Source organism: Streptomyces sp. NPDC051214 (genome assembly GCF_040682375.1).
Taxonomy (GTDB): Bacteria; Actinomycetota; Actinomycetes; order Streptomycetales; family Streptomycetaceae; genus Streptomyces.
The window spans coordinates 41,314-67,360 of sequence record NZ_JBFBAT010000020.1; the positions used below are offsets into that span (position 1 = coordinate 41,314).

Sequence of the window (26,047 nt, forward strand, 5' to 3'; positions counted from 1 at the left end):
AGGCACATCTGCGGAAGAGGTCAAGCTCAGCCGAGTGATCAACTGCAACCAGGACCCCACGGACAGCTGCGAGCAGGTTGTAGTCGGGCATCCGGACCGGCATGCTGCGCTCGACAGGGTCCAGCTGGCCAAGCGAGGGCCCACGCTGCGCTTCAACACGGGCCCCGGCATCCAGAAGAACCCGGATGGTTCGGAAGAGCCGATGGGCGTCATCCTGCACATGTACACCACCCGTCGCTGAGACCAAACAGCAGTGGGCCAGCCCACTGCTGCGCCTGCCCATCACGTCCAGCGCATCCCGATCTTGGAGAGCTGCTCCATCCGCTCCCGCGTCAGCGTCTCGGCCCTGCTCCGCTGATTCCGACCCATGCCCCGAGCTTGATCCCTCGTTCCTCCTGCTCTCCGCCGCTCCCGCCGTCGCGACCGTCGGCCCCGCCGCCGATGACGATCCGTTCGACGTGCTTCCTGGGGACCTGTAGGTGCCCTTCGCGTTCGTAGTACTGCGTGGCGGCCTCAGAACCTGAATTGGAAGCCTGGTACACGTAACCCGTGGCCTGTGGTTGCTGTGGATCTGTCCGTGAGTTGCGGGATCAGTCGAACAGCCGCCGCGGCTTCAGCGAGAGACGGCGCAGCGATTGTTCGCGCCAGGCTGCGAACCAAGTGGGATGGCTGCCTTCTTGCAACCGACGCAGCGCGATTTCCAGTTCCGTCATCGGCCGAGGTCCTCCGGCCAAGCGGGAGCGGGCCAGGCCGCGGCGGCGAAGTGGAGAAGGAAAGGCATGTGGAGCCTGATCAAGATGTCCTTATTTGGGCTAGACCAAATGACGTCGATCCCCGATCAACCGCTGAGTCACTCTTGCCCACGAGCGAGGACGAACACGGTCTGCTTGGGCCCCGATCGTTGGTGGCCTGCTCTTGACGCGGACGGACGGCAGTGACGGTATGCAGTCGCCGGCCGTCAGCTCACCGGCCTCTCCTGCACCGAAGCAGGAGGGCTCAACCCGACAGGAATGGACCCTTCATGCGATTTCGCCATGCCCTGACAGCCGCCGCACTCGGTGCTGCAGCTGCTTCCGTCTCCATGACTGTGCCCGCCCAGGCAGCGTCTGCGCCCGCGGCCCAGGCCTCCTACACCGCCGTAGCCCAGGCCTCCTACACCGCCGCAGCCCACTGCAGCATGTGGACAGACCACAGGTACGGCCACGGCCGGGGCCTGCGGTTCTGCCCGGGCAGTGGCCGCGACGTGCAGGTCACCGTGCGGTGCGGCGACCCAGCTAACCCGGTCAGGCGCACGAATACGGGTTTCGAAGGTGCCGTGGCCGACTGCCCGGCAGGACTCGGAGCCCTTGGAGTGAGCGGCAAGTACGTCTAGGCCTTGCCCTAGAAGCTGCTGGTGCGCTGGGTGGCCGTTCGGGGAATGCTCGGGCGGCCATCCAACCTGCGGCGGTGGGGCAGATGAACGACTGCGTACCCGGTGACAGAACGGCCCAGTCAGCCAGCTCGGAGCGTACAGCCAAGGGCAACGCCCCAATGCCCACCGAATACGCGCCAGTTGCATACGCGAGGTCGCCAGTTGCACACCCTGTGCGGCCGAACTCGAACGTGCATGCAGGCTTCATTAGCAGGTCCTCACTCGAACGGTCGGACCTACCGACGCTGAGACGAGCCGGTCTGCCCCCATCAGGGAGCGGGGCCTCGGGAGCTGCAGGCCGGGGCGGGTGCGGCTGCGGGTGCGCATATGAGGCCATCAGTGGATTCAAGGTTTGTCCCAGCCTTCTACAGGACTGTTTCGGCACAGTGCTGTCACAGCATCCGGACCAACACGAAAGCAGGCGTACATGCGCAAGATACGCAATACAGTCTCACTCCTCGCTGCCTCGGCCGCTGTGCTGACGGGCGCCGCCACCAGCGCCCTCGCGACCGACACCCCCGGCACCAGCCGCGCGGCGGCGGCTTCGTGCACCGTGTCCGGCGCTTTCTGTGCCACCACCGACAGTGGCGACAGGCTCGTCCTGTACTGCGGTATGTCCGAGAGCACGCGGTCCTGGAGCGGAGGCGGGTACTGGAACAACCGCCTGCCCGGGAACGGCAAGGTCAAGATGTTCGGCTCGAACGGCACCCGGATCTACGAGACGCCGGCCAACTACGGCCCTGTCAGGGGCAACTGGAATCCTGTCTACAGCCTCCGCGCCGACTGCTGAGGCCCCGGCCACAAGCCGCGGGACGCGCCCAGTCCCCGGCTCACTACCACAGCGCCCCCGTCCGCGATACAGCAGACGGGGGCTTCACCGTGGTCGAGGAGAGGGCCACCGTGCTCTCATACGCCTTTGTCAGAGGCCCTCGGCTCACCGTCGCGTCGGCGTCAACAGGGGTATGCGGGGTGAGCTTGGCGAGCAGGGAGGGCCGGCCTTTCGGCGTCGCCTTGGCCTGCTCGAAGTTGATTGCCGGGTGGACCAGGAGCAACTCCAGGTCGCCGCCACGGAAGAGCGGCACGGTGGGCGCGGCCCGGCGCGGGTGCCGGTTGTTGCGCACCCACAGGGTGGACTGCAGCCACGTGCAGGCACGTATGGAAGGCAGTCGATCGTCTGGACGCGGGCCAGTAATCTCCGACCATGGGAGATGCGGTCAAAACCGGAAACGCTGCGCTCCGCTATAGCCAGCGCTGTAGCCGAGTTGAAGTCCAACGAGGTTCCGGCTGAATGCATGCGCCTGGGGCTCGCGCCAGGTGAAGGGGACGAGGCCTTCAAGAGCAAGTTCCGCTATGTCCTCACGCGGCTGAGGCCGCTAGCGATCCTGGAACTGACCGCTGTGGCTCGCAAGGTGGTTGAGGAGTATGACGTCCCGGAGCTGGAGCAGGTTCTTGCTTCGCTCGGCATGACCGGAGTCGACGGCGAGTTCAAGAACCTGATCTTCGCAGCCAACGGTCAAAAGCCCGAGATAGTTCTGCGCGACGCGGTCAGCAACCGCCTGGACATCGTCCGCAACGCCGAATACTGCCTGGCGTACACCCGGCCGCTCGCCGCCGCTAGCCTGTCATGGGTAGAGCTCGTCAGCTGGTGGCAGCAGACGGACCCGGCCGGAGCGAAGGATCAGCAGTCGGCCGCCACAAGCTTGTGTGCACGGCTCGCGGAATCGCTCGCCTTCCCGCCGGAAGAGGTCCTGTTCCACACCTACGCGGCCTTGTACTTCCGGGAGGGCGGAGACGCGCTGCCTGCCTTGATCCCGCAGGTGTATCTCCATTACGACCCGTACACGGCGAAGACCCGGGCCGAGCCGGACCCCCTGGCTCGCCAGCGCATGGACTTCCTGCTGTTGCTGCCGAACAGGGTGCGCGTGGTCCTGGAGGTCGACGGCCAGCAGCACTACTCCGTCGACGGCAAGGCAAGCCCGCAGCTGTACGCCGAGATGGTGTCGGAAGACCGGAAGCTGAGCCTGGCCGGTTACGAGGTCTACCGATTCGGCGGCCATGAGCTCGACGGGCACAACGGTCCACGAGTAGTCGCGACCTTCTTCCGAGAGCTCTACCAGCGCTACGACATTTCGCTGCCGCCGTCAGTCGGCTGATAGGCGGCAGCGAAATGCCGTAGCGCTGCCCCGCGCGCTCCTCACCCACGGGGCAGATCACGCCCACTCCACGCCCAGCTCCCGTAGCGCCTCTTGCTGCTCCGAGCTGAGCTTGTCCCGCCGGGACTTAGTGTTGGAGACCCACACGCCCCAGTTCACGGTCACCGGTTCCGTCTCGCCGTCGATGGCGATCTGCTCGCCGTGGCCGCGTGGCACCGGCCGGTCCGCGCCTTCCCGCTCCACCCACTGGCTGTGGAGGTCCGAGCGGGAGTCGTTTCGCGATGCGTTGGGGAGTCATTGATCACGTCTCAGCGTGATCAATCGCGACGTCTTTTGATGTCACTCGCCGACTGGCTGTAGGTGTGGATGCATGGGGATTGGTCAATTCATCCTTGTTTGACGCCGCAGGCCGTCGAAAGCCTCACGGGCTGCCGTTCGGGTGGGCATCATGCGTATGTCGCCAGGACGGTTGGTTCTCGCCCGGCCCCCGGGGGTTGCTGATGGAAGAGCGTGATGGAACGGAGCTGACAGACCCTGTCCGCGCAGCCGAACGGTTCATGCAGATGCGGGACAAGGCCCAGCAGGTGGTGGCCAGGGCTGTGGAGATGCGGGAGAGGGGGGAGGCGATGCGAGACCGGGCGATAGCGATGCGCGGGCGTTCTTCGCAGCAGGACGTGGAGGGTGACACGTTCGCGCGGATGCTGCGGCTGGCGGGTATCGCCGATGCAGGACCGTGGAGGCAGCCCGGTCGGCCGGAGGACACCGGGTTGTCCCCGGGGCCTCGGCTTGTGGGCTGAGCGACGTGCTCGGTTCAGGACAGGGCGGTGCAGGGCATGCGTTCGTAGGCGTGGGTGGTGCGGGTGTCCATGCGGTGTGCAGTAGCTCGGCGGCTTCGTCCGGCCGGTCATCCTCGCACAGGGCGCGGGCGAGGGTGTCCTCGACGATTTCTGCTTCGGGCTCGGTCAGGCCGAGCAGCCACGCCCGGTGCCGCAGGCCTGTCAGGAGGCCGGCAGCCTGGCCGGGGTGGCCGCGCCGTCTTCAACGATGCGACCGGAGCGCTGCGGGCCAAGGGCATCTGCGAAGCCCTCGACCACAACCTGCTGCCGAAGAACGTTGAAGGCGCCCGAGCCAAGTTGAAACGCCTGGTCAAACTCGGCATCCTCACCGAGGTCGACACTGGCAGCTTCGCCAGGAGGCAGTAATCGGCCGAGCCCCGATTGGCTTCGTGCACGTCAAACAGCAGCCGTATAGCCGCTTGCGCTCGTAAGAATGGCGGTCGTGCGAATGGTGGGGATCAGGGGCCTTGTCAGCCAGCCGATGGGGTGAGGCTGGTGCGGTCGAACGGGCCACCGTGCGCGGCGGCGTACGCGATGGCGTCGTTAACAGCATCGAGGCCGAACGACTGGACTCGTTCGGGGGCGAGATCCAGAGTGCCCGAGGCGAGGAGCCGGATGATGCCGACATTGGCGGTGCGCGGGTACATCCACTGCCCGCGCACGGTGATCGAGTTGCGCATGATCCATGGGTACGGGAGTGCGAGGTCGTCGCCACCGAGCATGCCGACGCCGCCCATGAGGACGATGCGGCCGTACTCGCGCACGGTCATGGCCGCCGCGCGCGACGCCGAGCTGGGTGCGCTCGGCGGGAGCAAGTCGATCACCATGTCGATCGGGCCGTCGGCCCCCGCGGACATCGCCGCGCGGTCGGTGGCCTCGTCTCCGGTCAGCGGGACCGGGCGCAGACGCGGACCGAACCGGTCAGCGAGGAGGTCGAGGGCGGCCTTGTTGCGGCCCGGGGCGACCACGCGGCCCGCTCCCATCGCGAGCGCGACCGCGACCGCGCTGCTGCCGAGGTTGCCTGTGGCCCCGCTGACGAGCAGCGTCTCGCCGGCTGCGAGCCCGCCTGCCAGCAGCCCGCCGTAGGGGATGGCGTGCACGGTGAGTGCGGCCCAGCGGGCCGGATCGTCCCCGGCCGCGGCGGGCAGCGGAAAAACGTTCTCCGTCGGGACCCGCATGAGCTCGGCGAACGCACCGTCGTGCCAATACCGGGCGAGCCGCGCGCCGCCCTCGCCGCGCGAGCTCCAGCCCTGGAGCGTGATGTCGGGCGTCAGGGCGTCGTCCCGCGAGCGCACCGTCGAGTCGCACCACACCACATCGCCGACGCGCAGCCGGGTGGTGTCCGGGCCGACGTGGACGATCCGCCCCACGCCGCCGACACCGGGCACGACAGGCGGGACAAGCGGGTAGTTCCGCTGGCCGCTGAAGACTTCGCCCGCGTAGGGCCCCACATTGGCGGCGAGAACCTCGACCACCACCTCGCCGCCCCCGGCCTCGGGGTCGGGCACCTCCCGCACCGTGAGCTGCGCGCCGAACCGCGTCAGAACTGCTGCTCGCACGTGATGACCTCCATGTTCGTCCGTGTTCGTGAGATCGACACTAGGAGCTGGGTGGGCATGCCGGAAGCGAAGATCTGGCATCCGTGGTATGCGTAGGTCGCATGGACATCTCCAGCGCGGGACTGCGGGTCCTGCGGCAGATCGCCGAGTCCGGAAGCTTCACTGCGGCAGCCGAGCGACTCGGCTACACGCAGTCGGCCGTCTCACGTCAGGCCGCCGCCCTCGAACGCAGTACCGGCACCACCCTCTTCGAACGTCGCCCGGACGGGGTACGGCTCACTCCTTCCGGTCTGACCCTGCTGCGGCACGCCCACACGGTTCTGGCCTCGCTCGCAGCAGCCGAGCGTGAGCTCGCCGGCACCGTCCCGCGGACCAAACTGGTGCGGCTCGGGACAGTCCCGAGCGCGGGCGCGGCGATCCTGCCCGCCGCACTCGCACACCTCGCGGTGGCCGACCCACAGACCACGGTCACCACCCGCGAGAGCACCACGCCCACTCTGATCCGGGCGCTGCGCGCCGGCTCGCTCGACCTCGCCGTGCTGACGTCCCGCCCACCCCACCGGCCCTTCGACGGCGACTCACCGCGCCTGCACGTCGAGACCGTCGCGGACACCGAACTGGTCGTGGCAGCGCCCTCGACCGGAGAGTTCGCCGGACGCACCACGGTGCACGTCGACGAGCTGGTCGACGCCGCGTGGATCGCCACCCCGTCATCGAGCTCCGAGCCGCTGCTCGGCGTCTGGCCCGGCCTGCCCGGACGGCCCCGCGTCATCCACTCCACGCGCGACTGGCTGACGAAGCTCCAGCTGGTCGCCGGCGGCTTCGGCGTGACGACGGTGCCGTCCCGGCTCTCACCGGTGCTGCCGCCCGGGGTAAGCCTGCTGCGCATCGACGGCGCACCCCCCGAGATCCGCAGAGTGCTCGTGGCACGCCTCCCCGGTCACCCCGCCCCGGCGATCATGACCGTCACCCGAGCGATCACTTCGACCGCCTGAACCGCAGCCAAGGCCGCGCACGATCGCGTCCCCCTTCCCCTCGCGGGTGGGCACCGCGGTCACCGTCGGCCTGTTCTTCGCAGTACTGGCGATCGGCCTCGCCCTCGTCACGGCCCTGCACGAACATGGACTGCTGGCCGAGCACCGGGCAGCCTCGCGCAGGCCGTGGGGGCGGCGGGTAATCCCATGCCGTTGATGGCTCCGCGCCACACGACGGCCTCGGCCGCACCGCTGCTGGTGTGCGCGCTAGCCGTCATCTGCCTGGCCCTGGCCATCCCAGGCCATCGCTTCCCGCTGCCCTGGCTGATGCGCGCCATGAGCGTGCTGCGGCGCTTCCCGCCGGCCGAGCCCGACTTCGCCCGCCGCGTGCACGAAGCGGCCCTCGCGGCACGTCCGAGTTGGTGGGGCGGGCGGATCGCCTGCATGGAGGTGTCCCTGGCCACGGTGCTCGCGCTGGGATTGTGCAGGCGCCGCGTCTCCTGGGTGCTGGGTGCCCGTGCCCTGCCCAACGAGGCACACGCCTGGATCCAGGGCGACGGATTCACGCTCGGTCTGGACGAGGATGACCCCGTCCGCCCGTGGACCCCCCTCCTCATCACACCCGAACCGCCGACTCGAAAGGGTGAATGAAGAGGCGTCAAGTTGACGCCAGTGGTGCCTGAGGTGGCCCTCGTCGTCGTGCAGAACCGTAACTCGTGTGCACACGGGAGGAGTTGTCTCTACACCGGGATGGGTGACGACATCCGCATCTGCTCCCGGCGCGCCACCGGTCATGCGCCTCAAGGCCGACCCGCATCACACCGCCGCTGCCTCGGTCAGCAGCTGGGCCATCGCCCGCCGACTCCCGTCGGCTCTGCGGTCGGCCGCCCGCCTCGGCTGGGCGGCCGACCGCAGAGCCCTGTGCACCATGCTCGCGGCCCAGGCCGCCACGGCCGTGCTGGCTGCAAGCCGCCCGCATCGAACACGCCACAGCCCACGCCACCCTGTTCGACAACCGGCTGCGCTCCGCCCTGCGCGCAACTACTCCACCGCCCGCACCACGGCAGCGGAAATCCGCGCCTGCAACATGGGTGAATTCCTCACCGAACGCTACCGGCAGGTCTCCGACCGCCTCGAGAACGAGGCACTGTCCGCCGCGCTGCGCGCCCTGCGGGTACGGCTGGGCGGAGACGCCCTCTCCAGCCTGGCCATGATCACCGCATGGATCGTACTGGGGATGCTCGTCGCCACCGGACACATCGCCCTGGCCGCCGCCGGCACCGCCCTGTTCGCGATGCGGACCTCCAACGGCCACCCGCCAGGCGAACCAGCGCTCGACCCCCCAGCGGCACCTGACCTGTTCGGAGGGACGCCGGGGCGGGATGGCGGGTGCACCAGCCACCAGCAGGAAGCGCACTGCGAGGTTCTCATCGGCGAGGTCTGCGTGAGCCCCCAGGCAGCCCAGGGCGCCCTGTAGGCCTGGAAGAACCAGCTCACCGCCATGCATGATGTCACCGAGAGGGCCAGAAACGCTTTGGATTCCTGGATTCGTTTATGTGGGGTGCTGCAGGGGCGGTCCATGTCTGCGTCGTCGTGCTTGGTGGGCGGCGTCACGTCAGCGTGCGGCGCCTGCGTCCGGGGCGGCGAGAAGACCTTCGGCGAGGACGCGGAGCAGCGGCCCGACCTGCTGTGTGTAGCCGAGACCCGCAGCGCCGGGGTGTGAGCTGTGGCGGCCTCAACTCGTGCGCATCCCGGTGGCGTTGGCTAGGATGGGCGCGGACGAGGAGATTTTCGAAGGGCGAGGTGCATCAGTGCAGGTGGCTGACTTTCACGGTGCGGTGGCACCGCACCTATAGGGGCGCCTGGCCGGCGCTCTCCTGTGGCGACGCCCGTTGGGCGGCGACGTCGTGACACAGATCCGGCGGTAGGTCATCCTGCCCTGGCTCCGTGACGGCGCTCTGACGATGCCTGGGAGTGCCTTACTTGTCCGCACACACTTCTACCTGCAACCACCGTGTGTATCACGTGGTCGTTGTCGCTTTGATCTCCATGGTGATGGGGCTTACCGCTGGGGCCTGCTTCGCTGCTCTGGGGCAGTCCCCGCTCGCCGCCGTCTCTGTGGGCGGGGCTGTCGTTGCGTTCGTTTTCTCTGCCGGTATGAGCGCTGTGGCGTACGTGAACCGGCAGGCACCGTAGGCGACGTTGCGGGGCGGTTGCGTCAGGCCGCCCCGCGCCTGTCACCGGGCGAACCGCCTTGAAACCGGCCTTCGGTGCATGGGTGGGAAGTCAGTTGGGTGCGCAGCCGTTCAGCGGTGGTGCGCAGCAGCTGGGCTATGAGGTGGAGGAACGCAGTGGGATGCGGCTCACTTGTTGACGCAGTCGTTGCCACACGCCAGGTTGATGAGCCCGACCACGTTCACTGCCCATGCGGTGTGTCGCTGCGCGAAGCGAGACCCGGTGTTGTGCAGCCGACAGTGAACGGGCAGCCCTGCACGCTTGCGGATTCCCTGGGGTGCGTGAGGGCAAGGCGGCAGCGGTGTCGTTGCGGGCGTCAGTTGATGCGAGGGCTGTGTGTCAGGCGCCGTGCTGGGGCCGGCGGGAAGCGGTGGGCCCGGTGCCGGACCTCGCAGGATGTCCGCTCTGCGGGCGTACGTGCTCTCCAGCGTTTTCGGGCCGTTTGCTTTCACTGATCCGCGCGCACTGCCGGCGGCTGGCGCCGCTGCACTGAAGCCGGGCGGGCGACGGGTCTTTGCCACCCTGGCCCGCTACCTGAACGGCGCTCCTGGCAGGCCGGACCTGGGAGCGGCAGATGTCCCCGCGAAGATTCCCGATGGAAGAGAGGGCCTCGCGCGGCGGCGAGGAGAGCGGCGGGCGAATTCGGTGACGAGGGGAGGCGCTTGTGTCATGGACCGCGGAGGGGCGGTGCGGTGGGCCGGGGTGCGGCGGCCGGTGTGGTTCAGGACGACCGGAATGCCGGGTACCGGTGTTGCCGCACCGGTCCCTCCGTGCCCGCGGCGGCTGTGCGGCGGCCGGTGGGAGCGGGCTGATGGTGGCAGCCTGAGACCTGGAGGTCTGTCGGCGAGGTCACGTCTTGGTTGTGCAGCGGGAGTGGCGTGTTGTCGTTCGAAGGTGCCCGGGCCGCACGGGGTGGGGGAGGTGGTCCCTGTGTGTATGACGGGGGTGGGTGCTTGGCCTGGCTGGTGCAGCGCCGGTGTTACCTGCTGCTGCACCACCCGTCGGCCATCGTGGGGACGCTCGTGATGGAGTCCGTCACGGCCGGTAGGGTCTCCTCGCGCGCACGGTCGAGTGCCGTGAGGCCGACGGCTCGACTGCGATGGAATCCTGCTCGACGAGGACGAGGACGAGGACGAGGACGAGGACGAGGACGAGGACGAGGACGTGGGCCGGGAGGAGGACATGATGAGCGGGGTGCTGTGTCGCCGGGTGTCGGGTTCGTCAGGGTGTCGACGTCAGCCATGCCGCCGGCAGGCCCCCCAGCCCCCTTCGTAGCGGCCTCCCGGTCCTGCGCAGCAGGTCTGTCGGTGGGTGGCCTTCGGCGCCATCGAAGCGGATCATGCTGCCGCACAAGTCCGCCGCGGTGAAGTCGACCGTACCGGCGGAGATTTGGGACTGGTTGAAGGACACCGTGCCGCCGGAGAACCGCGCGCAGGCGAATCGAACCGTGCCGCCGGAGAAACGGGCCCGGTCGAATTCGACCCTTCCTTCACAGAACTGCGCGAAGGCGAAGCCGACGGCGCCGCCACAGACGTGCACCTCGTCGAAGCAGACCATGGAGCCCAAGAACTGTGCCCTGTCGAAGTTGACCGTGCCGCCACAGAACTGCGCCCGGGTGAAGTTGACCATGCCGTCAAAGAATTGCGCGCCGCGGAAGGAGACCGTGGCCCCGGGGGCGAAGACTGCGCCGGTGAAGTCGCCGCCGTCGAAAACGACGCCGGTGAAGTCCAAGTCGTGCCCCTGCCAGGAGACATGCGTCTCTTCGCGGTCTACCGACAGGCGGTCGCGGATGAGGCGGATGATGGTGTGCCGCACCTCGCGCAGCGCCAGATAGGCATGCCGGGCGGCGGTATCGTCTGGCGGGAGGTCGGCCTGGGGGGTGTAGGGCAGGCGCAGATACGCGCACAGCACATCGATGCACGTCTGGCGCAGCAGGTCGGTGGGCGCGTCGTCGGCGAGCCCGGCCAGCGCGTGCACCCCGCCCAGGCGCACCGCAGCGGACTCCTCGCCCAGCTGGGACACCGCGGTGGTGAAGCGTTCGGTGTGCAGGCGGGTGGCCTCGCGCAGCGCGCCGTCCTCATCCACCCGCTGACGGCGGTAGGCCACCACCAAAGCCACCAGTGCACCGGCCCCCGCCACCACCCCGAACGCCAGCTTCACCAGATCGAACAGTGTCTGCGAGGTCAGCCGGCGCTCCTCTTTGAGGCCGCGGGCGCCCAGCAGGTCCCACCCGGCGAAAAACACCGCGGCAGCGATAGCGAGCGCGGCGAGGAAGGCCAGGACCAGGACGAGGCCGACGTTCCACAGCCTCAGGCCACGCCGCTCCCGGCGGCGGTATATCAGCTTGGGGATCACACCCCGCAGGATCACCCAGGTCCCGCCATGAGCGCAGCCGTTCGGCCGGAACAATGAAGGGCCCGCCGCTGGCGTGCCCTTTGCCTTGGCTGCTGGCCCAAACGCCTCTGGACTGGCTGCGCACCGCCCTGGGGGAGAAAGGCAGACTCCTGACATGGCAAAAGCGCCCAGGGGCGGCGGGGTTCTTCCGGGTTTCCCCAGGCGTGCGCGAAGCCCGGAGCACATGGCCCGGCGGGGTGCACGGAGGCGGGATCGGCGAACTGCCTCTCGGGGATCTGCTCGGGCTCGCGTCCGGGGCGCCCCTCGGCGTGTGTCCGGGCGGGGGCCTTCGCCGTGAGCCCACATCCCAGCACTCCCTTCGATGGCGTTGGGGGATGTGGCGGGTCTGTCGGGTGTGCGTCAGGGGGAGGGGAGCTTGTTGCGTTCGGCGATGATCAGGTCGTGGGTCTGGTGTTCGTAGAGGGCGATGGTTTGCATGAGTTCGAAGGTGTGGACGTGGGCCGCGACTTCGGCTGGGGCGGCGATCTGGATCAGGGTGGAGGCGGTCTCGATGTCGACCAGCTGCTGGTCGAACACGGTGAAGGTCGCCGGGGGCGGGCAGGGCATCAGCGCGCGGGCCGGGATGACTCCCAGGGTGAGCCCGTCGAGGCTGATGGCGTCAGCGAGATGGTCGAGCTGGCCGCGCATCACGGTGGGGCCACCGATGTTGGTGCGCAGGGCCTGCTCGCTCAGCAGTTGGTGGCTTGTGCGGCCCTCCTTGCCGATCAGCGCGGCCCGGGCGGTGCGCGCGGCCACGGCGTCCTCGATGGTGTCGTGGCCGGTGTTGTGGGCCTCGGCGACCACGCGCAGCATGGAGCGGGCATAGGCGGGCGTCTGCAGATTCCCCCAGATGACATTGGCGCAGTAGTGGAGCATCGCGGGAACACCGAGCAGCGACAACGGGCAGACCTCCCAACCTTTTACTGCCGCAGGACTGCTCCCGGGCGAGCCTCAGCCTCCGCAGATCGCACCCGCTGCCATGGTGTTCCTCGCCATGGTGCTTGCCCCTACCTCCCGGTGGTAACCGCGGACGCAAGACCGGTCAGGCATGGTGATGGCGGGCAGGTGGCCTGAGGCCGATGGGCCACCGGAGCCGGTGACAACTACGCTGCCTTCCGCATTGCTGGTGACAAGTAGCGTGCTGACCTGGTGACAACTATCGAGCCTCGTTCCACCAGGGCCGCAGGTCAGTGCCCGCCGCTGGCGCCAACTATCGTGCTTCGGCACGACCGGCTGACTCTGCACGAGGGTTGTCGTAGGCGCAGAGCGAGGGCCACACGACGTCGGGGTTGGGCACATGTGCAGTTCAGGTGGTGCGGCTTCGTGGGTGCGTTTGGCGATCATGGAGTGGGTGGCGTGCTGGGCGGGTGGCTGGCGGACGGCGCGGGAAGCTGACCGGTGCGCCGGTACTCCTTGAGCGCCTGTTCCATGACGTGCCGTTCCGTCCTGGAGTACGGCGCCAGGCGTCGCTGGACCCGCAGGGTGTTCACCTGTGCCTCGAGAAGCCCGCGGATGAGCCCTTCGGCGACCAAGATCACCACCGCAATCACCACTACCCAAAAGGACGTCTCGGCGAGCTTTGCTCCCTTGGGCTTGTTCTCCATGGCGGCCCAGCGCAAGACGTGGGCCTGGACGAATACGAGAACAGCGCAGACCAGTACCCACAGGCCGGTGGCCAAGTATGGAGGGAAGCCTTTCAGCAGGACGGAGAGATACCACCGGGGGCCCATCCCAGCTGCCTCCATTTCCGCGCTGGTCGGGTCGTGCCCCTGCCGGAACAGTTCGAGGAGGCGCTGCCTGGCGTCGATGAGCTTGGAGCCCTCCGCCGTGAAGGTATCTCCCCAACGCCTGGAGAACGTGTAGACCTGGATCGTGCCGACCGCAATCACCGCGACGATGAACGTGGTGATCAGTGCTGCGTAGTCATTGCTCATGGCCCAGTTCATGCATCCCCCTGATCACGTTTAAGGGTGAACCTACGCGCGGCCAGGCCAGCGTGCAGGCTGATTCCAGACACAGGGCCACCATCGGCGCACTACCGACGCGGAGTTGGGCGCCGTCCTTGCTGCAGCGCCCGAGCTCGACCTCGACCGCAATACGGCAGCACCCCTCCACACGGGTCGTGAGCTACTCTTCGCGGCTGCCCCGGGCGCGCCCCCTGCGCGTCACGGTCCGGGCTGCAGTCGATCGCACGTAGGAGCCTTTACACGTATGGAGTCCGGGTGAAAGGGCGGGGCTGGCTCCACGCTGGCCTGGCCGTGGTGAGTGGAGTGCTGGGCGCCCGACTGACCCGCTCCGTGCGTCGGGGTGCTGTACGACGGACTTGGACGGGCGGATCTTGCTTGCCGTTGTGGATTCCTGCCGACGGGCGGGCTGAGGTTCCTGCACGTCATCCCAGCGTCCCCGCGTTCGGGCGGGTTTGTCGTTGAGAGCCTGTAGCGGGGGAGGGCTTGGCAGGTGAAGGATGATCCGTGGCGTGTGAATCCCGGGGCCGCAAGAGGGGGTGGTGCGTGTGTGCGTCAGGCGAAGTCCCGCAGGGTCCTCAGGACGAGTTCGAGTGATGGCGTGGTGCAGGGGGCGCCGGCTACCAGCAGCTCCTTCTCGAGCTGTGGGCTGCGTCCGTAGCCGAAGAAGGCAACGCCTGCCTGCTGTGCGGCCGCGGCGGCAGCGGGGCTGCTGCTGATCACCAGGGTGTGGTCGGGGTGGGCGTCCATGAGGCTCATGGCGCTTTCGAGGCGGGCGAGTTCGGGATTCAGGTCCAGGTCCAGATCGTCCGCCGTGCGGCCGGTCAGATGCGGAGAGAAGGTTCCGGTCAGGTCCCGGCCGTCGAGATAGCGCTGGGCCGCGACCGCGGAAACCCCGGTGCTGATCGCCAGGCGTGCTCCCATCGCATTCCAGGTGCGGATGAGCGGATCGGCGAACTCGGTGGGCCACGCACTTGCAACGGCGATGAGCTCTTCGTTGGTGAGACGCTCCTCCAATCCGGTCACCAGATCGCTGCCGGGGTACTGGACAGCAACCGCCCGCAGGAGAGAGTACGGGCTGCCCGTGGCGAGGTCTTGCGAGGGGGACAGGCCGATCTCGCTGAGCCAGTCGACGAGTCTGCGTGTCACCTGCCCCGAAGGTGTACTCGCGAACAGCATGCACAGCGGTCCGTCGAAGTCGAAGATGACGTGCCTGGCCCGCCGGATCAGGTCGCGTGCGAACCCGTCATCGTGGACGTCGACCACGACGGTCCTCAGTCCCGGCACCTGCCAGGGCCCTTCAGGTGTCGGGCCGTTCTGCGCGGCGGCTTCGCGGGCGTCCTCCAGCGGTGTGCGGCCGCGCAGGCGACGTGCGCCGTCGGTGCCCAGCGACGAGCCCTCGAGCAGTATTTGGAAGTCGTCGTCCTCGGTGGTGTATCCCAGGACGTGGAAGGCGTGCGGATCCTTGTCGATGCGCACTTCGCCGGCTTCAGTGGTGCGTGCCATCGTCTTCCTCCTCTCCGCTCCTCTTCGCCCTCTGCCGCAGGCGGTACAGCACGCCCTCGACGGCCTTTGCCGAGGAGAAGCCAAGGATTTCAGCGATCTCCGCTTGCGAGTAGCCCTGAGCGGTCAGCAGCAGTACTGCCCTGGGACGTGGTTCCAGGCTACGCAATATGTCCTGCACCCGGGCAGCGCCCAGCGCGGCCTCGGTGTTTGCGGCGTCGTTGCGCGGTTCGCCCCAGGCCTTTGCCAGCTCCCAGGATCGGTCCCACCTGCGTTGCGCTGTGCGGTAGCGCCGGAATTCGTTGGGGAAGACACGCAGGCAGGCGCCCGTGAAGTAGGAGGTGAGTGATGCGCCGGTGGGCTTCCAGCCGCCACCAAGGAGGGCCTCGGCGCGAAAGCGGGGCAGCGTCTGAGCCACCGTCATGGTCGCCAGGTCCCGGCGCAGTTCGGGGTTGGCCGCAAGCTCCGCCTGCTCGCGCTCGGTGGGATGCAGAGGGAACCCGAGCCGAGCCGTAAGGACGAACACCCAGCCGGTGCACATAAAGCCCTGTAACACCGAGATGCCGTAACGGGCGAGCTCCTCGGCGAAGCGCGCGTAACGCGGACCGGCGAAAGCGTCGTCGGCCAGCGCCTTCACCAGCTGCTCGTCTCCATGCTGCCCAGACGGACTTGGGGTCATGTCTCCCTTGTATGTCTGCCACTCGCCGACAGCCCACGGCCCGACCAAAAAATCGGGGGCGCACTTCGAAAAAAGGTTCTCCGTGGGGCGGTGCGCTCCCGACGACATATGAACCAGCACCGTAGTCCCCAACACCACAGGAGAAGCGGTGCCTTCGCAACAAAGCCCCTTACTGACGGTGCACAGTGCACTGGTCCTGCTGACCGGCGTACTCCTCGGCGTTTTTGTCGGCGTCCTCACCCGCCTCGACGGCAGCTCTCCGATCGCCGCAGCTCTGGCGGGTGCCATCGCAGCCGGAGTGACCATTCCCGTACTGCACAAGCTCATCGGCTGAGGCCAGGGGCAGGAGATTGCCTCTCGCCCATGTCACTCACGGTTCCCTGTTCCTGGTCCTGTGGAACCGGTGAGTCGCCATGGCCCTCGTAACGGTCGTCGCTACTTGGTTGCGGCGGCATCGATATCGGTCGCATTGAAAGGGCCGAAGATCTTGTCGGCGGACGGGCCATGGCGCTGCAGCCGAGGCTCATCACGGCCAGTGTGTCGAGTGAAGCCCTGCGGATGATCAAAGGCATGACGTCGCTCCACATTCTCGGGCCGCAGCATCGCGACCGTCCGGCCAGGGCTGGGTGCAGTTCGGCGATGGGGGGAGAGATTACTGGTACAAAGCCGACAGCATCTTTCGGAAAGGCCTGGCTCGAACAGGCTTTGCCGTCGGCACCTTTGGATGACGTGGGTGTGGGGAGGGCTGGGGGAGGGGAGTGCGGTCTGGCAAGTGCGCCGGGTATGTGCCTCGTGTCGGCTGGTTGGTGTACTTGTCGGCTTTTCTGCCGGGCTTCACTCTGGCCAGATCAACTGACGACCATTGGGGGGTTCGTGGCTTTTCGGGGCAGCGGTAACAGTGAGCTGTTGAGGCAGATCATCGGGCAGCTGGGCAGGGTCGGCGAGGATCTTGGCGCGCTGAAGCAGCAGGTCTGCGACCAGCAGCTGGCTATCGATCAGATACGCAAGGACGCCAACGCTGCGATCACCGCCGGTCTTGCCGAGAACCGGGCGGTGGTCCGTGACGGGCTGGAGCGTGCCCGTGACACGATCGGCGACCCGCTGGCCCGGATCAGTACCGAGCTCGTCGCCGTGCGGGCCGGTATCAGCCAGCTCGAGGGCCGGCTCAAGGCCCAGCCGCCCGCACAGCCTCCCGCCTCCATGACCGACAGCGTGCCCCAACAGGCGCCGGTGCCGCGGCCCGACCCGGCGCCGGAGCCCGCATCAGAGCCCGAAGCGGAAGTGGACCCACAACCCGAGCCCGCCCCCGAGCCGCAGCCCGAACCTGCCATCGAGCAGACGGCGCCCGCACCCGACCCGGACATCCTGCGGGCGGCTGCCGGCATCGCCCACGCCACCATCGAAGCCCACCGCGACACCTGGGCCTTCCTCGTCCAAGTCGCGGGCAACGAACAGCACTTCCACATCCCCGGCCGGGTCAAGGACGACGAGGGGTTCGTCAGCGTCCGTCTCTCGGGCCCCAGCCTGGTCGCCGCTGTCACCAGCCTCGCCCGTGTCGCCCGGGCTGCGGACAGTGAGGTGACGCAGGCGATCGCCCATCACCTTCACGGCAAGATCACCAACGCCGTGCAGGCCGTCATCGCCACGCCCACAAACCGCGGCGAGGGCACACCCGTGCGCATCGTCATCGACGACCGAGCCCGAGTCGACGATGGCAGCGGCCAGGCCATCGATGCTGGCGGCGACCAGGACGCACGTGCCTAGCCACGTCTGTGCCCCCGCCCCGTTGTGGTGCGGGGGGCTGGGGGGCGGATGAATGTCGATGGGTGAGGGGGGAGGGGATCGCAGATCCTCGCTCCCGCGCCATGACCGGCCGGTCTCTGCGCAGCTGTCTGCAGGGCGCTACCGCTTCCAGCCGTTGAGGGAGATGTCCGGTCCTCCGCCGAGGTAGCGGTCAAGTGCGCTGGCGGTGGTGTCGACGAAGGGGGCGGGGATGGCGTCGGTGTCGACCCAGCGGACCTGGGCGTGTTTACGCGGCTCACGGTTTTCGGGCTTGCCGGTCCAGTTGTGGGCTGCGAACACGACGGTCAAAATCCCGCCCGGTGCTTCGACACCCCAGGCGCCGTGGCTGATGTGGGCGACCCTGAGGGACTCCGGCTGCACGGTGAGGCCGGTCTCCTCATAGAGCTCACGCACCGCAGTGTCGGTGCCGGTAGCCGCTGGTGGGTGTGCGGCAGGGCGTCGCCTGCGGCGTCAGATCTCGGCGAGGCCATGGATGGTGGTGGTGCCGGAGCGGATGATCCAGACTCCGTTGCCGGGCTGGGTCTGGTCGGAGCGGGCCTTCAACGCGTCGATGTCGGTGGAGGGCGGCCACTGTGTGCCGCGTTCTGACCAGCGGATGCCGCTGAGGTCGATGCCGGTCAGGTCGGTGTTGCTCAGGTCCGCGGCGGTGAAGTCGTTCAGGGAAGCAATGGCAGCGCCCGTCAGGGCGGGCGCCTGGCGGTGGAGCGCCAGGCCGACGGCCCGACGCACCTCGGCCATACGGATATCGATCACGATGTGGGCGAGGCCGTGACTGCGGGCGAGGACGAGGGCCAGGACGCGGGCGAGGTCACCGGCTCGCGCGCGGGCGCGGACCGTGGCGAGGTCGAGATCGGGGGCGTGGCTGATGGCGACGGCGCGGGTGCGGGCGCGGTCGAGAATGCGGGCGCGGGCGCGGGCACGGTCGATGGCGCGATCACGGTCGAAGCCGCGTTCGCGGTCGAGGACGCGGACGCGGTCGAGGTCGTGGACGATGGCGCGGGCACGGACGAGCACGGCGTTGTCGGTGCCGCGGCCGACGCTGAGGTCGCGGACGATGGCGCGGGCGAGGTCGAGAGCAAGGTCGAAGAAGACGGCGCGGTCGACCTCGGGGCTGGCCTCCAGGCTGAGGGCGTGGTCCAGGGCCTGGCTGGCGGCCTGGACGTCGCGATGGCTGCGCAGGTCCAGGAGCTGTGCCGGGGTGAGGTCGCCAAGGGCTTCCTCGGCGTCTGCCGGGTCGGCAGGGGGCATCGAAGCCGCTTGTGTGGGAGGAAGGATGGCTGCAAGCCCGCTCTCAGCGTCGAGAGCGGCGTGCAGTGCCTCGACGGCCCTCTCCTGCCGGGAGGGCAGAAGGATCTCGCTCAGGCCCGCTTCGACGTCGAGAAGTCCCGCCAGTGCCTGCTCAAGGGCCTGCTCAAGGGTCTGCTGCACACGGTGGTCGGCCTGCTGCCCGTCGGCTTTGCGGTGGTCGGTCATCGCTCCTCCTCACCTTGTGCTGCACGGTAGGCGGCTGCGGCGTTGCGACGGGCCCGTTTCAGATTGGCGCGTACGGTATCGGCCGGCAGCCCGAGATGATCGGCAATGTCGCAGGGGGTGAACCCGGCCAGGGCCCAGGCCAGGACCTGACGCTGCCTGGGCGGCAGAGCGCGCACCAGCAGTAGCGCGTCGTGGCGCACCTCCCAGTCCGCGATGCGATCGGGGTGCGGCAGAAGGGATGTGGGCTCGGGGACGTCCGGGACGGGTTCCTCAACGGAGGCGACTTTGCGGACCAGCGCACGTGAAGCGGCCTTGTGGACCCATGCCTTGGCGTGGCGGATGTTGGCCCAGTGCCGGTAGGCGTCGATCATGGCTTCCTGGGCGATGTCCGCAGCGGCATACACGCCGGCACCCTGGTTGATCAAAAACCCTGTCAGGGAACCAACGGTGGCTCGGTAGAAGGCGGAGAACTCCGCGTCCACCTGCTGACGGGCAACAGCGTGGTCGCCGTCCGGGTCCGAAGTCGCCGCCAGGGGCCGGTCGGTGCCCTCTGCTGGCTCGTGTGCGCTCACCTGTCCTGCACCTCCCCACGATCCGGCACGCGAATGATCTTCACGCGCAGGCGGTGGCCGCTGCTGCCCCAGTCATCCAACTCCACCTGCCCCTCGGCAGCTACCGCTTCGGTGATCTGGAGGAGGTATCGCTGACGCTGCCGATCTTGGCGCGCGCACCAGCACAGGCGCAGCCAGAGCCCCAGCAGCGCCAAGCACTTGGCGCTGACGAGCCAGAGAGAGACGATCCAGACTTCATCCACAGGGGCACTGCCCTTCCTCATGCCGGCGCGACTGCGAGGCCGCTCATGAACCAAGGGGCTGCACGGCCCATGATCGTGAACCCGGGAACGGCACTTTCTCTGCAACCTCCCCCCTCGCGATGACGCAGCACCGCAGACGCCCCCGGCTGAGGCAGAGACTGCACGCGGGGCGGTGGTGCGCGCGCCCTTGGCAGAAAGACCACGCCAGAAACGGCGACACCTGCCGCAGCAGGCAGCCACCCACCACAACTGCCCCAGCCCCTTTGCCGGTCACTCGCGCCCCGGCTTCCACGCAGCGGCGTTGCACGGTGACCCCATCTTTCGCTGGTGGAGCATCCACACCCAAAGACGGGCATGGGTGTCGCTTGAGGGGACGGGTGAAGCGGTGATCGTTAACGCGGCCCTCTGCCCATCGGTGGAGGAGCAGCGAGGCGCACTTCGCCAGCATCTTGCCGATCCTTCACGTCGCAGAACGGTCACCAGCTTCCCGAAGGCGCAGGCGGACCTCCCGTTTTTGCCTGCCGCCGGGGGCACGGCATCTCTAGTGCGTCCAGTAGCCGCTCCAGTTCCATACCTGTCAAAAATCACATTTCCATGCAACGGGCTTCGCGCTTCGATATTTTCCTCTCATGGTCAACGCCGCTGAAGCCGCCGTCGCAGTCACCGAAGCTGTCGCCGCAGGCGCAGCCACAGGGCTCCTCGACCACGTACGCGAACGCGTCAGGGCGCTCGTCTCCGGTGCGCCCGGGGAAGTCCAGGACCGGTACGCGGAGGAAGCCGCCGACCACGCGGTCCTGCTAAGGGAGGACGCTCTCTTGCTAGAGGACATTGCCGCCTACTGGAGGGTCAGGCTCATCCAGCACAACCTGACGGTCGACAATTCGATCTCCACCGTGACGTTCGGCGAAGTGCATGCTCAGACGAACTACAACGTGGGCAGAGACTTCAGCGGCACCATCAACCTCTGATGGGCGACAAGCACCTCTCCTTCCACTCCGGCAGGGACACCCACGTCGTGATCAACGAAGTGGCGAAGGAGTTTCCCGAGGTCGCCTCAGCTCTCAACCGCCTGGACGCGAAGGTCCTCAAGGACTTCTCCAACGCGCTGTCGAGCAAAATGAACTGGTCGATGGCCGAGATGTTCAGCCAGGCGGCCAACGGTCTGAGCATGGATGTCCTCGAAGGTTTCGTCAGCACCGCGCATCTGGTGGATTCAAGGCGGCTGGACGACTTCTCACGGGCCGTGAACTACTTGGAGAGCGATCCCGTGGTCTCGGATCTTGGCCAGGTCTTGGAGGACATGCAGAAGCTGGTGGGGGCCAAAGGGGAAACGCTGTCCCTTATTGCCGAAGCGAACCGAGAGCTCGCGGAAGCAAAGAATTCCCTCGTCAAGCTGGACGTGGTGGCCCTCGCGGAGAGATACCACCGCCAGGAGGAGCAGGGCAAACGGCAGTACACCGCGAGGCTGAAGAAGCTGGAGCAGGAGCTTCAGGACTGGAAGACCCGATGCATGTACGCGGTTGGCATAGCGGTGATCGCCGTTTTCCTGTTCGTGCGATGAACAGTAGTCAGAAGCGTGAGCTTGTGACGCAGTACGTCCCGCGCGACCAGGTCGTGCATCCAATTTCGGCGGCGTCCACCCCCTGCTTCTTGTGTCCTCCGGCCGACACCAGTCGGGGGAAGACCTAGCAGCCAGCGTCCGTCCGCTTCACCGGCCGTTCGTCCTCGCCTGCAAGTTGCAGACCGAGCGCGTCCTCCAGGAGCCCCTGGTACGTGGTCAGGAGCGTCTGTCAGCCGAGTCGTGCGGCGCTGAGGTCCTCACCTTGGGTGACGAGTTCACCCGCCCTGCCGGGGACGGCGCTGCCTTCGGATAGGTACTCGTGGAGGAAACGGAAGGCGCGTTGCCAGCCTGTGCTCCGGGCCGGGCTCCACCCGGGGGTGACCTTGTCGAGTGCCTCGCGCTGCTCCTAGGGCGGCGCACCGGCCACTGATCCGACCGGCTTGTCGGCCTCACGCCGCGCCTCGATGCCGTCCGTGGCCTTCGTGGCTGCACGTTGGTTCCTGGCCCAGGTCCTGATCGGATACCTGCGCATCGGCGCCTAGTGCCTCCAGCCACGCGACGTTGCGCGTCCTGTTCGATCCGATGGCCGGAAAGCGCGACCGCAGGCTCGCTTCCTTCTCCGCGCTGGGACCCAGCAGATTGCCGTGAACGCAGGCAAGTCACGTTGTCAGTGGTGCCGCTTATCGTGTTACCCAAGTGAAGTAACGGTGAAGGCCGTGGACTTCAGGTGCGGGGGCGCGGAAGCCGAAGCGGGGTACAGCAGTGGCACAAGGCAACAGCAGTGGTACGGAGCCGGATGACCTCATCCAGGACCGCGAGGTCGACAGCGCCCGGAATGACCGGCTGGCTCATAGCCACATCGCTGACCAGCTCTACGATGTCGTGCTGTCGGTACCCACGCCGACCAACATCGCAGTATGGGGCCCTTGGGGATCCGGTAAATCGGGCGTGGGCAACCTCCTGAGAGGGCTGCTCGACGAGCGGGAGGGCGTGCGGTTCGTACGGTTCGACGCCTTCAAGTACGCGGAGAACCCCCTGCGTAGGAACTTCATCATCGCGGCTGCCGCATCCCTGGGAATCAAGGATGCGAAGTTCCACGAGGAGCTGTACGGCGGGCGGGTTGCCGTACAGCTCCAGTACGGACGGAACGACGTGGGGCGTCTTCTGAAGATGTTCGGCTTGACCTTCGGGGCCGTGGTCGTCTTCTTCGGCGCCGCTATGGCGCTTTTCGCCTGGCTGCATGGAGGGGCGTTCCGACCCACGTTCGCTGAAATGGCGGCTGGAGCATTGAAGGCAGGCATCGCGCCGGCGGCGTTGATGACCTCCCTCATGGTGTTGGTCTCGCGCACCCTCACTCGCGAGCACAAGACCGAAGCGGCCGACAGCGACGAGCAGTTCGAAGGAATATTCGCCGACCTCGTTGCGCAAGCCGGCGTGGAGAGGCTCATCGTGTTCGTCGACGAGCTGGACAGGTGCAAGCCGTCCGATGTCGTGGCCACGCTGGATGCCCTGCGCACGTTCCTGGGGGTGGATGGCTGCGTCTTCGTCGTCGCCGCCGACCAGCAGGTCCTGGAAGAGGCGCTCACACGCGCTCTGGAGCAGGCCACCCCCGCTGACGCCATCAACCCCTACTACAGCAGCGGAAGCGGCTACCTGGACAAGGTCTTCCAGTACCAACTCAGTCTCCCGCCCCTGCTGGTGCCGAAGGTGACCAACTTCGCTGCCGATCTGGTCCGCGGGCGGGGCGGTTTGTGGGCGGCCATGGACGTCAATCTGGTGGTGAGCGTCCTTGTGCCTTCGCATGTGCGCAGTCCTCGCAGAGTCAAGGCGCTGTTGAACACGTTCGCTCTGACCTACCGGCTGGCGCAGCGGCGGGCAGCGGATGGGCTGCTGGAGATGGACCCGACCATGCGGGTCGCCGAGATCGCCAAACTTGTCTGCCTCCGGGTGGAGTTCCCGCTCTTCGCCAGGGACCTGCTGCTCGACCACCGGCTGTGCGAGTACGTACTTGCTCTGGGCGCTAATCCTCCAGCGGACCTGGGACCCCACGTGTCAGAACAGGTCAGGCTGGCAGCACGCAGGTACGCGAGTCTCGACGCCGACGTCGACCAGCGCCTCAGCGATCCTGAAAACCCCGACGAAGACGAGGAGGATGAGGAAGGGACCTCGCCCACTGTCCGAATGCACCATGCCCAGCAGCTCGTGGCTTACCTCAAGAAGACACGAAATGTGCCGGGCCCGGCCAAAGATCTGATCTTTATGGAGACCAGCGGCAGCGTGTTCGGCCTTCCCGCGACTGTAGCCGAGACGCTGGAGCAGCAGGCTCAGAACGCCGAGGTGGACGAGGTACTGGCGTCGATCAGCGGTCTCTCCGCCGATGAGCGGGCTGCCGCACTTGCTCTTCTGACACAGCAGGCCCGGGACGCGATCGGTTTGGAGGAAGAGAACGTCGCCTATGCCGTCCTGGCGGTTTGCGGTGAGTCCTCCATTTCGCTGAACGGCACGGCGGACACCGTGGTGGAGACACTCGCACCGATCCTCGCCAATTCCCTGCACGCACTTCCCGATGAAGTACTCGCCGGTTGCTGGCGGCTGGCACTGGCGAGTGACCGCCCAGCGGCTCTCAGGATGCGCACGATCGTGCTAGAGCACTCGGCGGTCAGAGAAAGTGCTCTGATGGCCGCCATGGTGATGCGCCATGTCGAGCCGGCATTGGAAGCAGCCCCCGACCTCGTACAGCAGTTGGTGTCCCGCCATCTTCTCGGTGAGGAGGAGGACATGGCCGACATGCTCGCCGACCTCCCCGCCCCGCAAGCCACGACGCTCATGACGCAGGTCACTCCCGTTGTCTCGAAGGAGCTGCGTGCGCTAATCGAGCAGCACGAAGCCTGGAAGAAGGACAAGGCCCAAGTGGGAGTCGTCGCGGACCCCTCACTGGAACCGAGATCTCCCGAAGAGGCGCTGCAGAGACTGGAGAGTCTTCTCCAGCACTGGTGCGAGCAGCATGCTCCCGAGGCGACCCACGCCGTCGTGGGACTGCTGCTGGCTTCCGACAGCCAACAATGCCGGAACATCGTGGAGCTGAATGCAGATGCGATTCCCACGATCAGGGAAACGGCTCTGGCACGGGCGGTACTGTCGAGCGCCCGGCGACGCCAGACCGACCGGTGGCCCGACTGGCTGCGATTGCTGGACCCGCACTCGTCCATCGACGAGATGAGCGCGGAGTTCGACAAACTGCTGGAACTCCTGTGGAAGAGAGCCAGCGAGCGTGACGACGCTCTGGAGCCCGAGGTGCTCGCCCTCGTCGTGGATAGCTTCACCCGACTCTTCGACTACCAGCCCCCGGACCGCTGTCGGCACATCACGCCCTTCGTTTTGCCATCGCTCACCCGACCCTCCACCGACGAGGAGGTCGCCGAGCAACTGCGGCTGCTCGACGTGCTCCAGCCGCTGGAGAGCAGTGGCCTGTTGAAGCGCGAGGACTTCGTGCCTCACCAGGCGGCAATTCTCACCGAATTGCTCACCGACGGAGACGATCTGGTCGTTACGGGCGACGGCGCGATCCTGGCCTACCTTGAGTCGCTCCTGGACGACTGCCTACGCGACCTGGACTCTCCCGGATCAGCGCCGCTGAGTCCCGAGAAGGCCCGGACTCTGGTGGACGCCCTGGACGTCAGCGGCTGGCTCCCGGGCCTCGACCACACCCGCCTACGGATCCGCGCGCACCATCTGCTGCTGACCGGTGGCGTCGGCAGAGACAGTCTTCAGCCATTGCCGTCCGCGACGCAAATGGCCTCCCACGCTCGTACTCGCCCCAGCCGAGTCGGCAAAACCCTGGCTGACTGGATCGCTCTCGAAGAACCTTCAGCATCGGAGCTGCTCACGGCCGTGTCGGGAAGCCTGAGGCAGCAGCAGGCCGACTCGACGCTGCTTCAGGCCGTCGCCTCGCGCCTCGCTGGTCTGCCCGCGCAGGACCAATCCAGCTTCTGGCGGGATCTGCTGGGAGGCCCGGGCACCCACCTGCCGGAGCAGACGCTGACGACAGCGGGATGGCCGACGCTACCTGAGGCATTTGCGGCCGAGCTGCTGATTGACAGGTATGCCCGCGCATCCAGGAACCCCGACCGCCGAGCCGTACTTGACCTGTGGAAGACCGCGCATGTCACATCACCAGCCGTACGCCGTGAACTGATCCAGCAAATCCTGATCCCCATGCTGGAGGTCAATCAAGGAGCTGCCGAGGTCGCTCTCCACTACCTGCCTCAGCTGATGCAGTCCGTCCCCAAGGGGATGGGCAAGGCCGTACGCGAGGCCGTCCAAGCAAGCGGCAAGAAGTGGAGCAGCCTTGAGCAACGAGGCACCAAGGCGCTGAAGGCCATCGGCTATTCCACCGAACGCACGGGCCTGCTGAGCTTTCGCGAACGCATCAGCCGCAGCAACGACGACTGAAACAAAACACGACGATTCGCTCGTCGAGCGGGTCTCGCAGCAGTTCGCGGTCTCGCGCACCGGGAGGTGCCGGAACGTGTCGACGTTCAAGTTTTTCCCCAGGTTGGGCGGTTTGAGCGTCATGTAATTCCCCACCCGGAATTCTCCTAATTGGCCATGGGTAGCGCGGAGGTCGGGATCGAGGGACCTGGTCGTCGCGGAGCTGCTCATGTTCCTCGTCCCGTGGTTCGGATGGC

24 protein-coding genes and 3 pseudogenes are annotated in these 26,047 nt (G+C 67.3%); 13 read left to right on the forward strand and 14 right to left on the reverse strand.

What is annotated here, in order from left to right:
* Positions 1 to 34 precede the first annotated feature (34 nt).
* Positions 35 to 241, forward strand: a complete 207-nt coding sequence (locus tag AB0M70_RS37695; RefSeq protein ID WP_365827577.1) for a hypothetical protein — start codon at positions 35 to 37, stop codon at positions 239 to 241.
* Between the two features lie 41 nt (positions 242 to 282).
* Here the strand turns inward: AB0M70_RS37695 and AB0M70_RS37700 are convergent.
* Positions 283 to 515: pseudogene (locus tag AB0M70_RS37700) on the reverse strand (helicase associated domain-containing protein); the annotation flags it as partial.
* 75 nt (positions 516 to 590) lie between these two features.
* A complete protein-coding gene (locus AB0M70_RS37705; protein ID WP_365827579.1) occupies positions 591 to 713 on the reverse strand; it encodes a hypothetical protein in 123 nt (40 codons plus the stop codon).
* Between the two features lie 1,125 nt (positions 714 to 1,838).
* Here AB0M70_RS37705 and AB0M70_RS37710 point away from each other — a divergent pair.
* Positions 1,839 to 2,201 carry a hypothetical protein gene (locus AB0M70_RS37710; RefSeq protein WP_365827581.1) on the forward strand — a complete coding sequence of 121 codons (363 nt, stop codon included), beginning with the start codon at positions 1,839 to 1,841 and terminating at the stop codon, positions 2,199 to 2,201.
* 43 nt (positions 2,202 to 2,244) lie between these two features.
* On the opposite strand, the gene AB0M70_RS37715 is transcribed toward AB0M70_RS37710, so the two are convergent.
* Positions 2,245 to 2,532: a hypothetical protein gene (locus AB0M70_RS37715; RefSeq protein WP_365827583.1), complete on the reverse strand. Its 288-nt coding sequence runs from the start codon at positions 2,530 to 2,532 to the stop codon at positions 2,245 to 2,247.
* Positions 2,533 to 2,703: 171 nt separating this feature from the next.
* Here AB0M70_RS37715 and AB0M70_RS37720 point away from each other — a divergent pair, with 171 nt between their 5' ends.
* Positions 2,704 to 3,564 carry a hypothetical protein gene (locus AB0M70_RS37720; RefSeq protein ID WP_365827585.1) on the forward strand — a complete coding sequence of 287 codons (861 nt, stop codon included), beginning with the start codon at positions 2,704 to 2,706 and terminating at the stop codon, positions 3,562 to 3,564.
* Positions 3,565 to 3,621: 57 nt separating this feature from the next.
* Here the strand turns inward: AB0M70_RS37720 and AB0M70_RS37725 are convergent.
* A pseudogene (locus tag AB0M70_RS37725) lies at positions 3,622 to 3,816 on the reverse strand (hypothetical protein); the annotation flags it as partial.
* A gap of 248 nt (positions 3,817 to 4,064) precedes the next feature.
* On the opposite strand from AB0M70_RS37725, the gene AB0M70_RS37730 reads away from it, so the two are divergent.
* On the forward strand, positions 4,065 to 4,361 hold the full coding sequence (locus AB0M70_RS37730; RefSeq protein WP_365827587.1) for a hypothetical protein: 297 nt from the start codon (positions 4,065 to 4,067) through the stop codon (positions 4,359 to 4,361).
* A 509-nt stretch (positions 4,362 to 4,870) separates the two neighbouring features.
* Here AB0M70_RS37730 and AB0M70_RS37735 read toward each other — a convergent pair.
* Positions 4,871 to 5,959, reverse strand: coding sequence for an alcohol dehydrogenase catalytic domain-containing protein (locus AB0M70_RS37735; RefSeq protein WP_365827589.1), 1,089 nt, complete (start codon positions 5,957 to 5,959; stop codon positions 4,871 to 4,873).
* A gap of 101 nt (positions 5,960 to 6,060) precedes the next feature.
* Between AB0M70_RS37735 and AB0M70_RS37740 the strand changes: the two genes are divergently transcribed.
* From AB0M70_RS37740 to AB0M70_RS37755, 4 genes are all read left to right on the forward strand, one after another.
* Positions 6,061 to 6,954: a LysR family transcriptional regulator gene (locus AB0M70_RS37740; protein ID WP_365827591.1), complete on the forward strand. Its 894-nt coding sequence runs from the start codon at positions 6,061 to 6,063 to the stop codon at positions 6,952 to 6,954.
* A 195-nt stretch (positions 6,955 to 7,149) separates the two neighbouring features.
* Positions 7,150 to 7,584, forward strand: a complete 435-nt coding sequence (locus AB0M70_RS37745) for a lasso peptide biosynthesis B2 protein (RefSeq protein WP_365827593.1) — start codon at positions 7,150 to 7,152, stop codon at positions 7,582 to 7,584.
* Between the two features lie 103 nt (positions 7,585 to 7,687).
* Positions 7,688 to 8,410 carry a hypothetical protein gene (locus tag AB0M70_RS37750; protein ID WP_365827595.1) on the forward strand — a complete coding sequence of 241 codons (723 nt, stop codon included), beginning with the start codon at positions 7,688 to 7,690 and terminating at the stop codon, positions 8,408 to 8,410.
* A 102-nt stretch (positions 8,411 to 8,512) separates the two neighbouring features.
* Positions 8,513 to 8,656: a hypothetical protein gene (locus tag AB0M70_RS37755; RefSeq protein WP_365827597.1), complete on the forward strand. Its 144-nt coding sequence runs from the start codon at positions 8,513 to 8,515 to the stop codon at positions 8,654 to 8,656.
* A gap of 1,733 nt (positions 8,657 to 10,389) precedes the next feature.
* On the opposite strand, the gene AB0M70_RS37760 is transcribed toward AB0M70_RS37755, so the two are convergent.
* The 5 genes from AB0M70_RS37760 to AB0M70_RS37780 form a co-directional block, all read right to left on the reverse strand.
* Positions 10,390 to 11,523 carry a pentapeptide repeat-containing protein gene (locus AB0M70_RS37760; protein WP_365827599.1) on the reverse strand — a complete coding sequence of 378 codons (1,134 nt, stop codon included), beginning with the start codon at positions 11,521 to 11,523 and terminating at the stop codon, positions 10,390 to 10,392.
* 399 nt (positions 11,524 to 11,922) lie between these two features.
* The gene (locus tag AB0M70_RS37765) at positions 11,923 to 12,462 is read right to left on the reverse strand and encodes a Scr1 family TA system antitoxin-like transcriptional regulator (RefSeq protein ID WP_365827601.1); all 540 of its coding nucleotides are present in this window, start codon (positions 12,460 to 12,462) and stop codon (positions 11,923 to 11,925) included.
* Between the two features lie 440 nt (positions 12,463 to 12,902).
* On the reverse strand, positions 12,903 to 13,496 hold the full coding sequence (locus AB0M70_RS37770; protein ID WP_365827603.1) for a hypothetical protein: 594 nt from the start codon (positions 13,494 to 13,496) through the stop codon (positions 12,903 to 12,905).
* A gap of 585 nt (positions 13,497 to 14,081) precedes the next feature.
* A complete protein-coding gene (locus tag AB0M70_RS37775; RefSeq protein ID WP_365827605.1) occupies positions 14,082 to 15,032 on the reverse strand; it encodes an HAD family hydrolase in 951 nt (316 codons plus the stop codon).
* Complete coding sequence (locus AB0M70_RS37780; RefSeq protein WP_365827607.1) at positions 15,016 to 15,666, reverse strand: sigma factor-like helix-turn-helix DNA-binding protein; 651 nt, start codon at positions 15,664 to 15,666, stop codon at positions 15,016 to 15,018. The genes AB0M70_RS37775 and AB0M70_RS37780 overlap by 17 nt, the downstream gene beginning before the upstream one ends.
* A 190-nt stretch (positions 15,667 to 15,856) precedes the next feature.
* Between AB0M70_RS37780 and AB0M70_RS37785 the strand changes: the two genes are divergently transcribed.
* Complete coding sequence (locus tag AB0M70_RS37785; protein ID WP_365827609.1) at positions 15,857 to 16,042, forward strand: hypothetical protein; 186 nt, start codon at positions 15,857 to 15,859, stop codon at positions 16,040 to 16,042.
* Between the two features lie 572 nt (positions 16,043 to 16,614).
* Entirely contained in the window at positions 16,615 to 17,472 is an 858-nt protein-coding gene (locus AB0M70_RS37790; protein WP_365827611.1) for a hypothetical protein, read from the forward strand.
* 138 nt (positions 17,473 to 17,610) lie between these two features.
* Here the strand turns inward: AB0M70_RS37790 and AB0M70_RS37795 are convergent.
* The 4 genes and pseudogenes from AB0M70_RS37795 to AB0M70_RS37810 all read right to left on the reverse strand — a co-directional run.
* A pseudogene (locus tag AB0M70_RS37795) lies at positions 17,611 to 17,916 on the reverse strand (NUDIX domain-containing protein); the annotation flags it as partial.
* A gap of 45 nt (positions 17,917 to 17,961) precedes the next feature.
* Complete coding sequence (locus AB0M70_RS37800) at positions 17,962 to 18,984, reverse strand: hypothetical protein (protein ID WP_365827613.1); 1,023 nt, start codon at positions 18,982 to 18,984, stop codon at positions 17,962 to 17,964.
* Entirely contained in the window at positions 18,981 to 19,556 is a 576-nt protein-coding gene (locus AB0M70_RS37805; protein ID WP_365827615.1) for a sigma-70 family RNA polymerase sigma factor, read from the reverse strand. Before AB0M70_RS37805 ends, AB0M70_RS37800 begins: the two co-directional genes overlap by 4 nt.
* Positions 19,553 to 19,798, reverse strand: a complete 246-nt coding sequence (locus tag AB0M70_RS37810; RefSeq protein WP_365827617.1) for a hypothetical protein — start codon at positions 19,796 to 19,798, stop codon at positions 19,553 to 19,555. The genes AB0M70_RS37805 and AB0M70_RS37810 overlap by 4 nt, the downstream gene beginning before the upstream one ends.
* 629 nt (positions 19,799 to 20,427) lie before the next feature.
* Here AB0M70_RS37810 and AB0M70_RS37815 point away from each other — a divergent pair.
* From AB0M70_RS37815 to AB0M70_RS37825, 3 genes are all read left to right on the forward strand, one after another.
* Positions 20,428 to 20,766 (forward strand): hypothetical protein, encoded by a 339-nt coding sequence (locus AB0M70_RS37815; protein WP_365827619.1) that lies wholly within the window; start codon positions 20,428 to 20,430, stop codon positions 20,764 to 20,766.
* Complete coding sequence (locus AB0M70_RS37820; protein ID WP_365827621.1) at positions 20,766 to 21,359, forward strand: hypothetical protein; 594 nt, start codon at positions 20,766 to 20,768, stop codon at positions 21,357 to 21,359. Before AB0M70_RS37815 ends, AB0M70_RS37820 begins: the two co-directional genes overlap by 1 nt.
* 762 nt (positions 21,360 to 22,121) lie before the next feature.
* Positions 22,122 to 25,811, forward strand: coding sequence for a P-loop NTPase fold protein (locus AB0M70_RS37825; protein WP_365827623.1), 3,690 nt, complete (start codon positions 22,122 to 22,124; stop codon positions 25,809 to 25,811).
* The last annotated feature ends 236 nt before the right edge of the window (positions 25,812 to 26,047 follow it).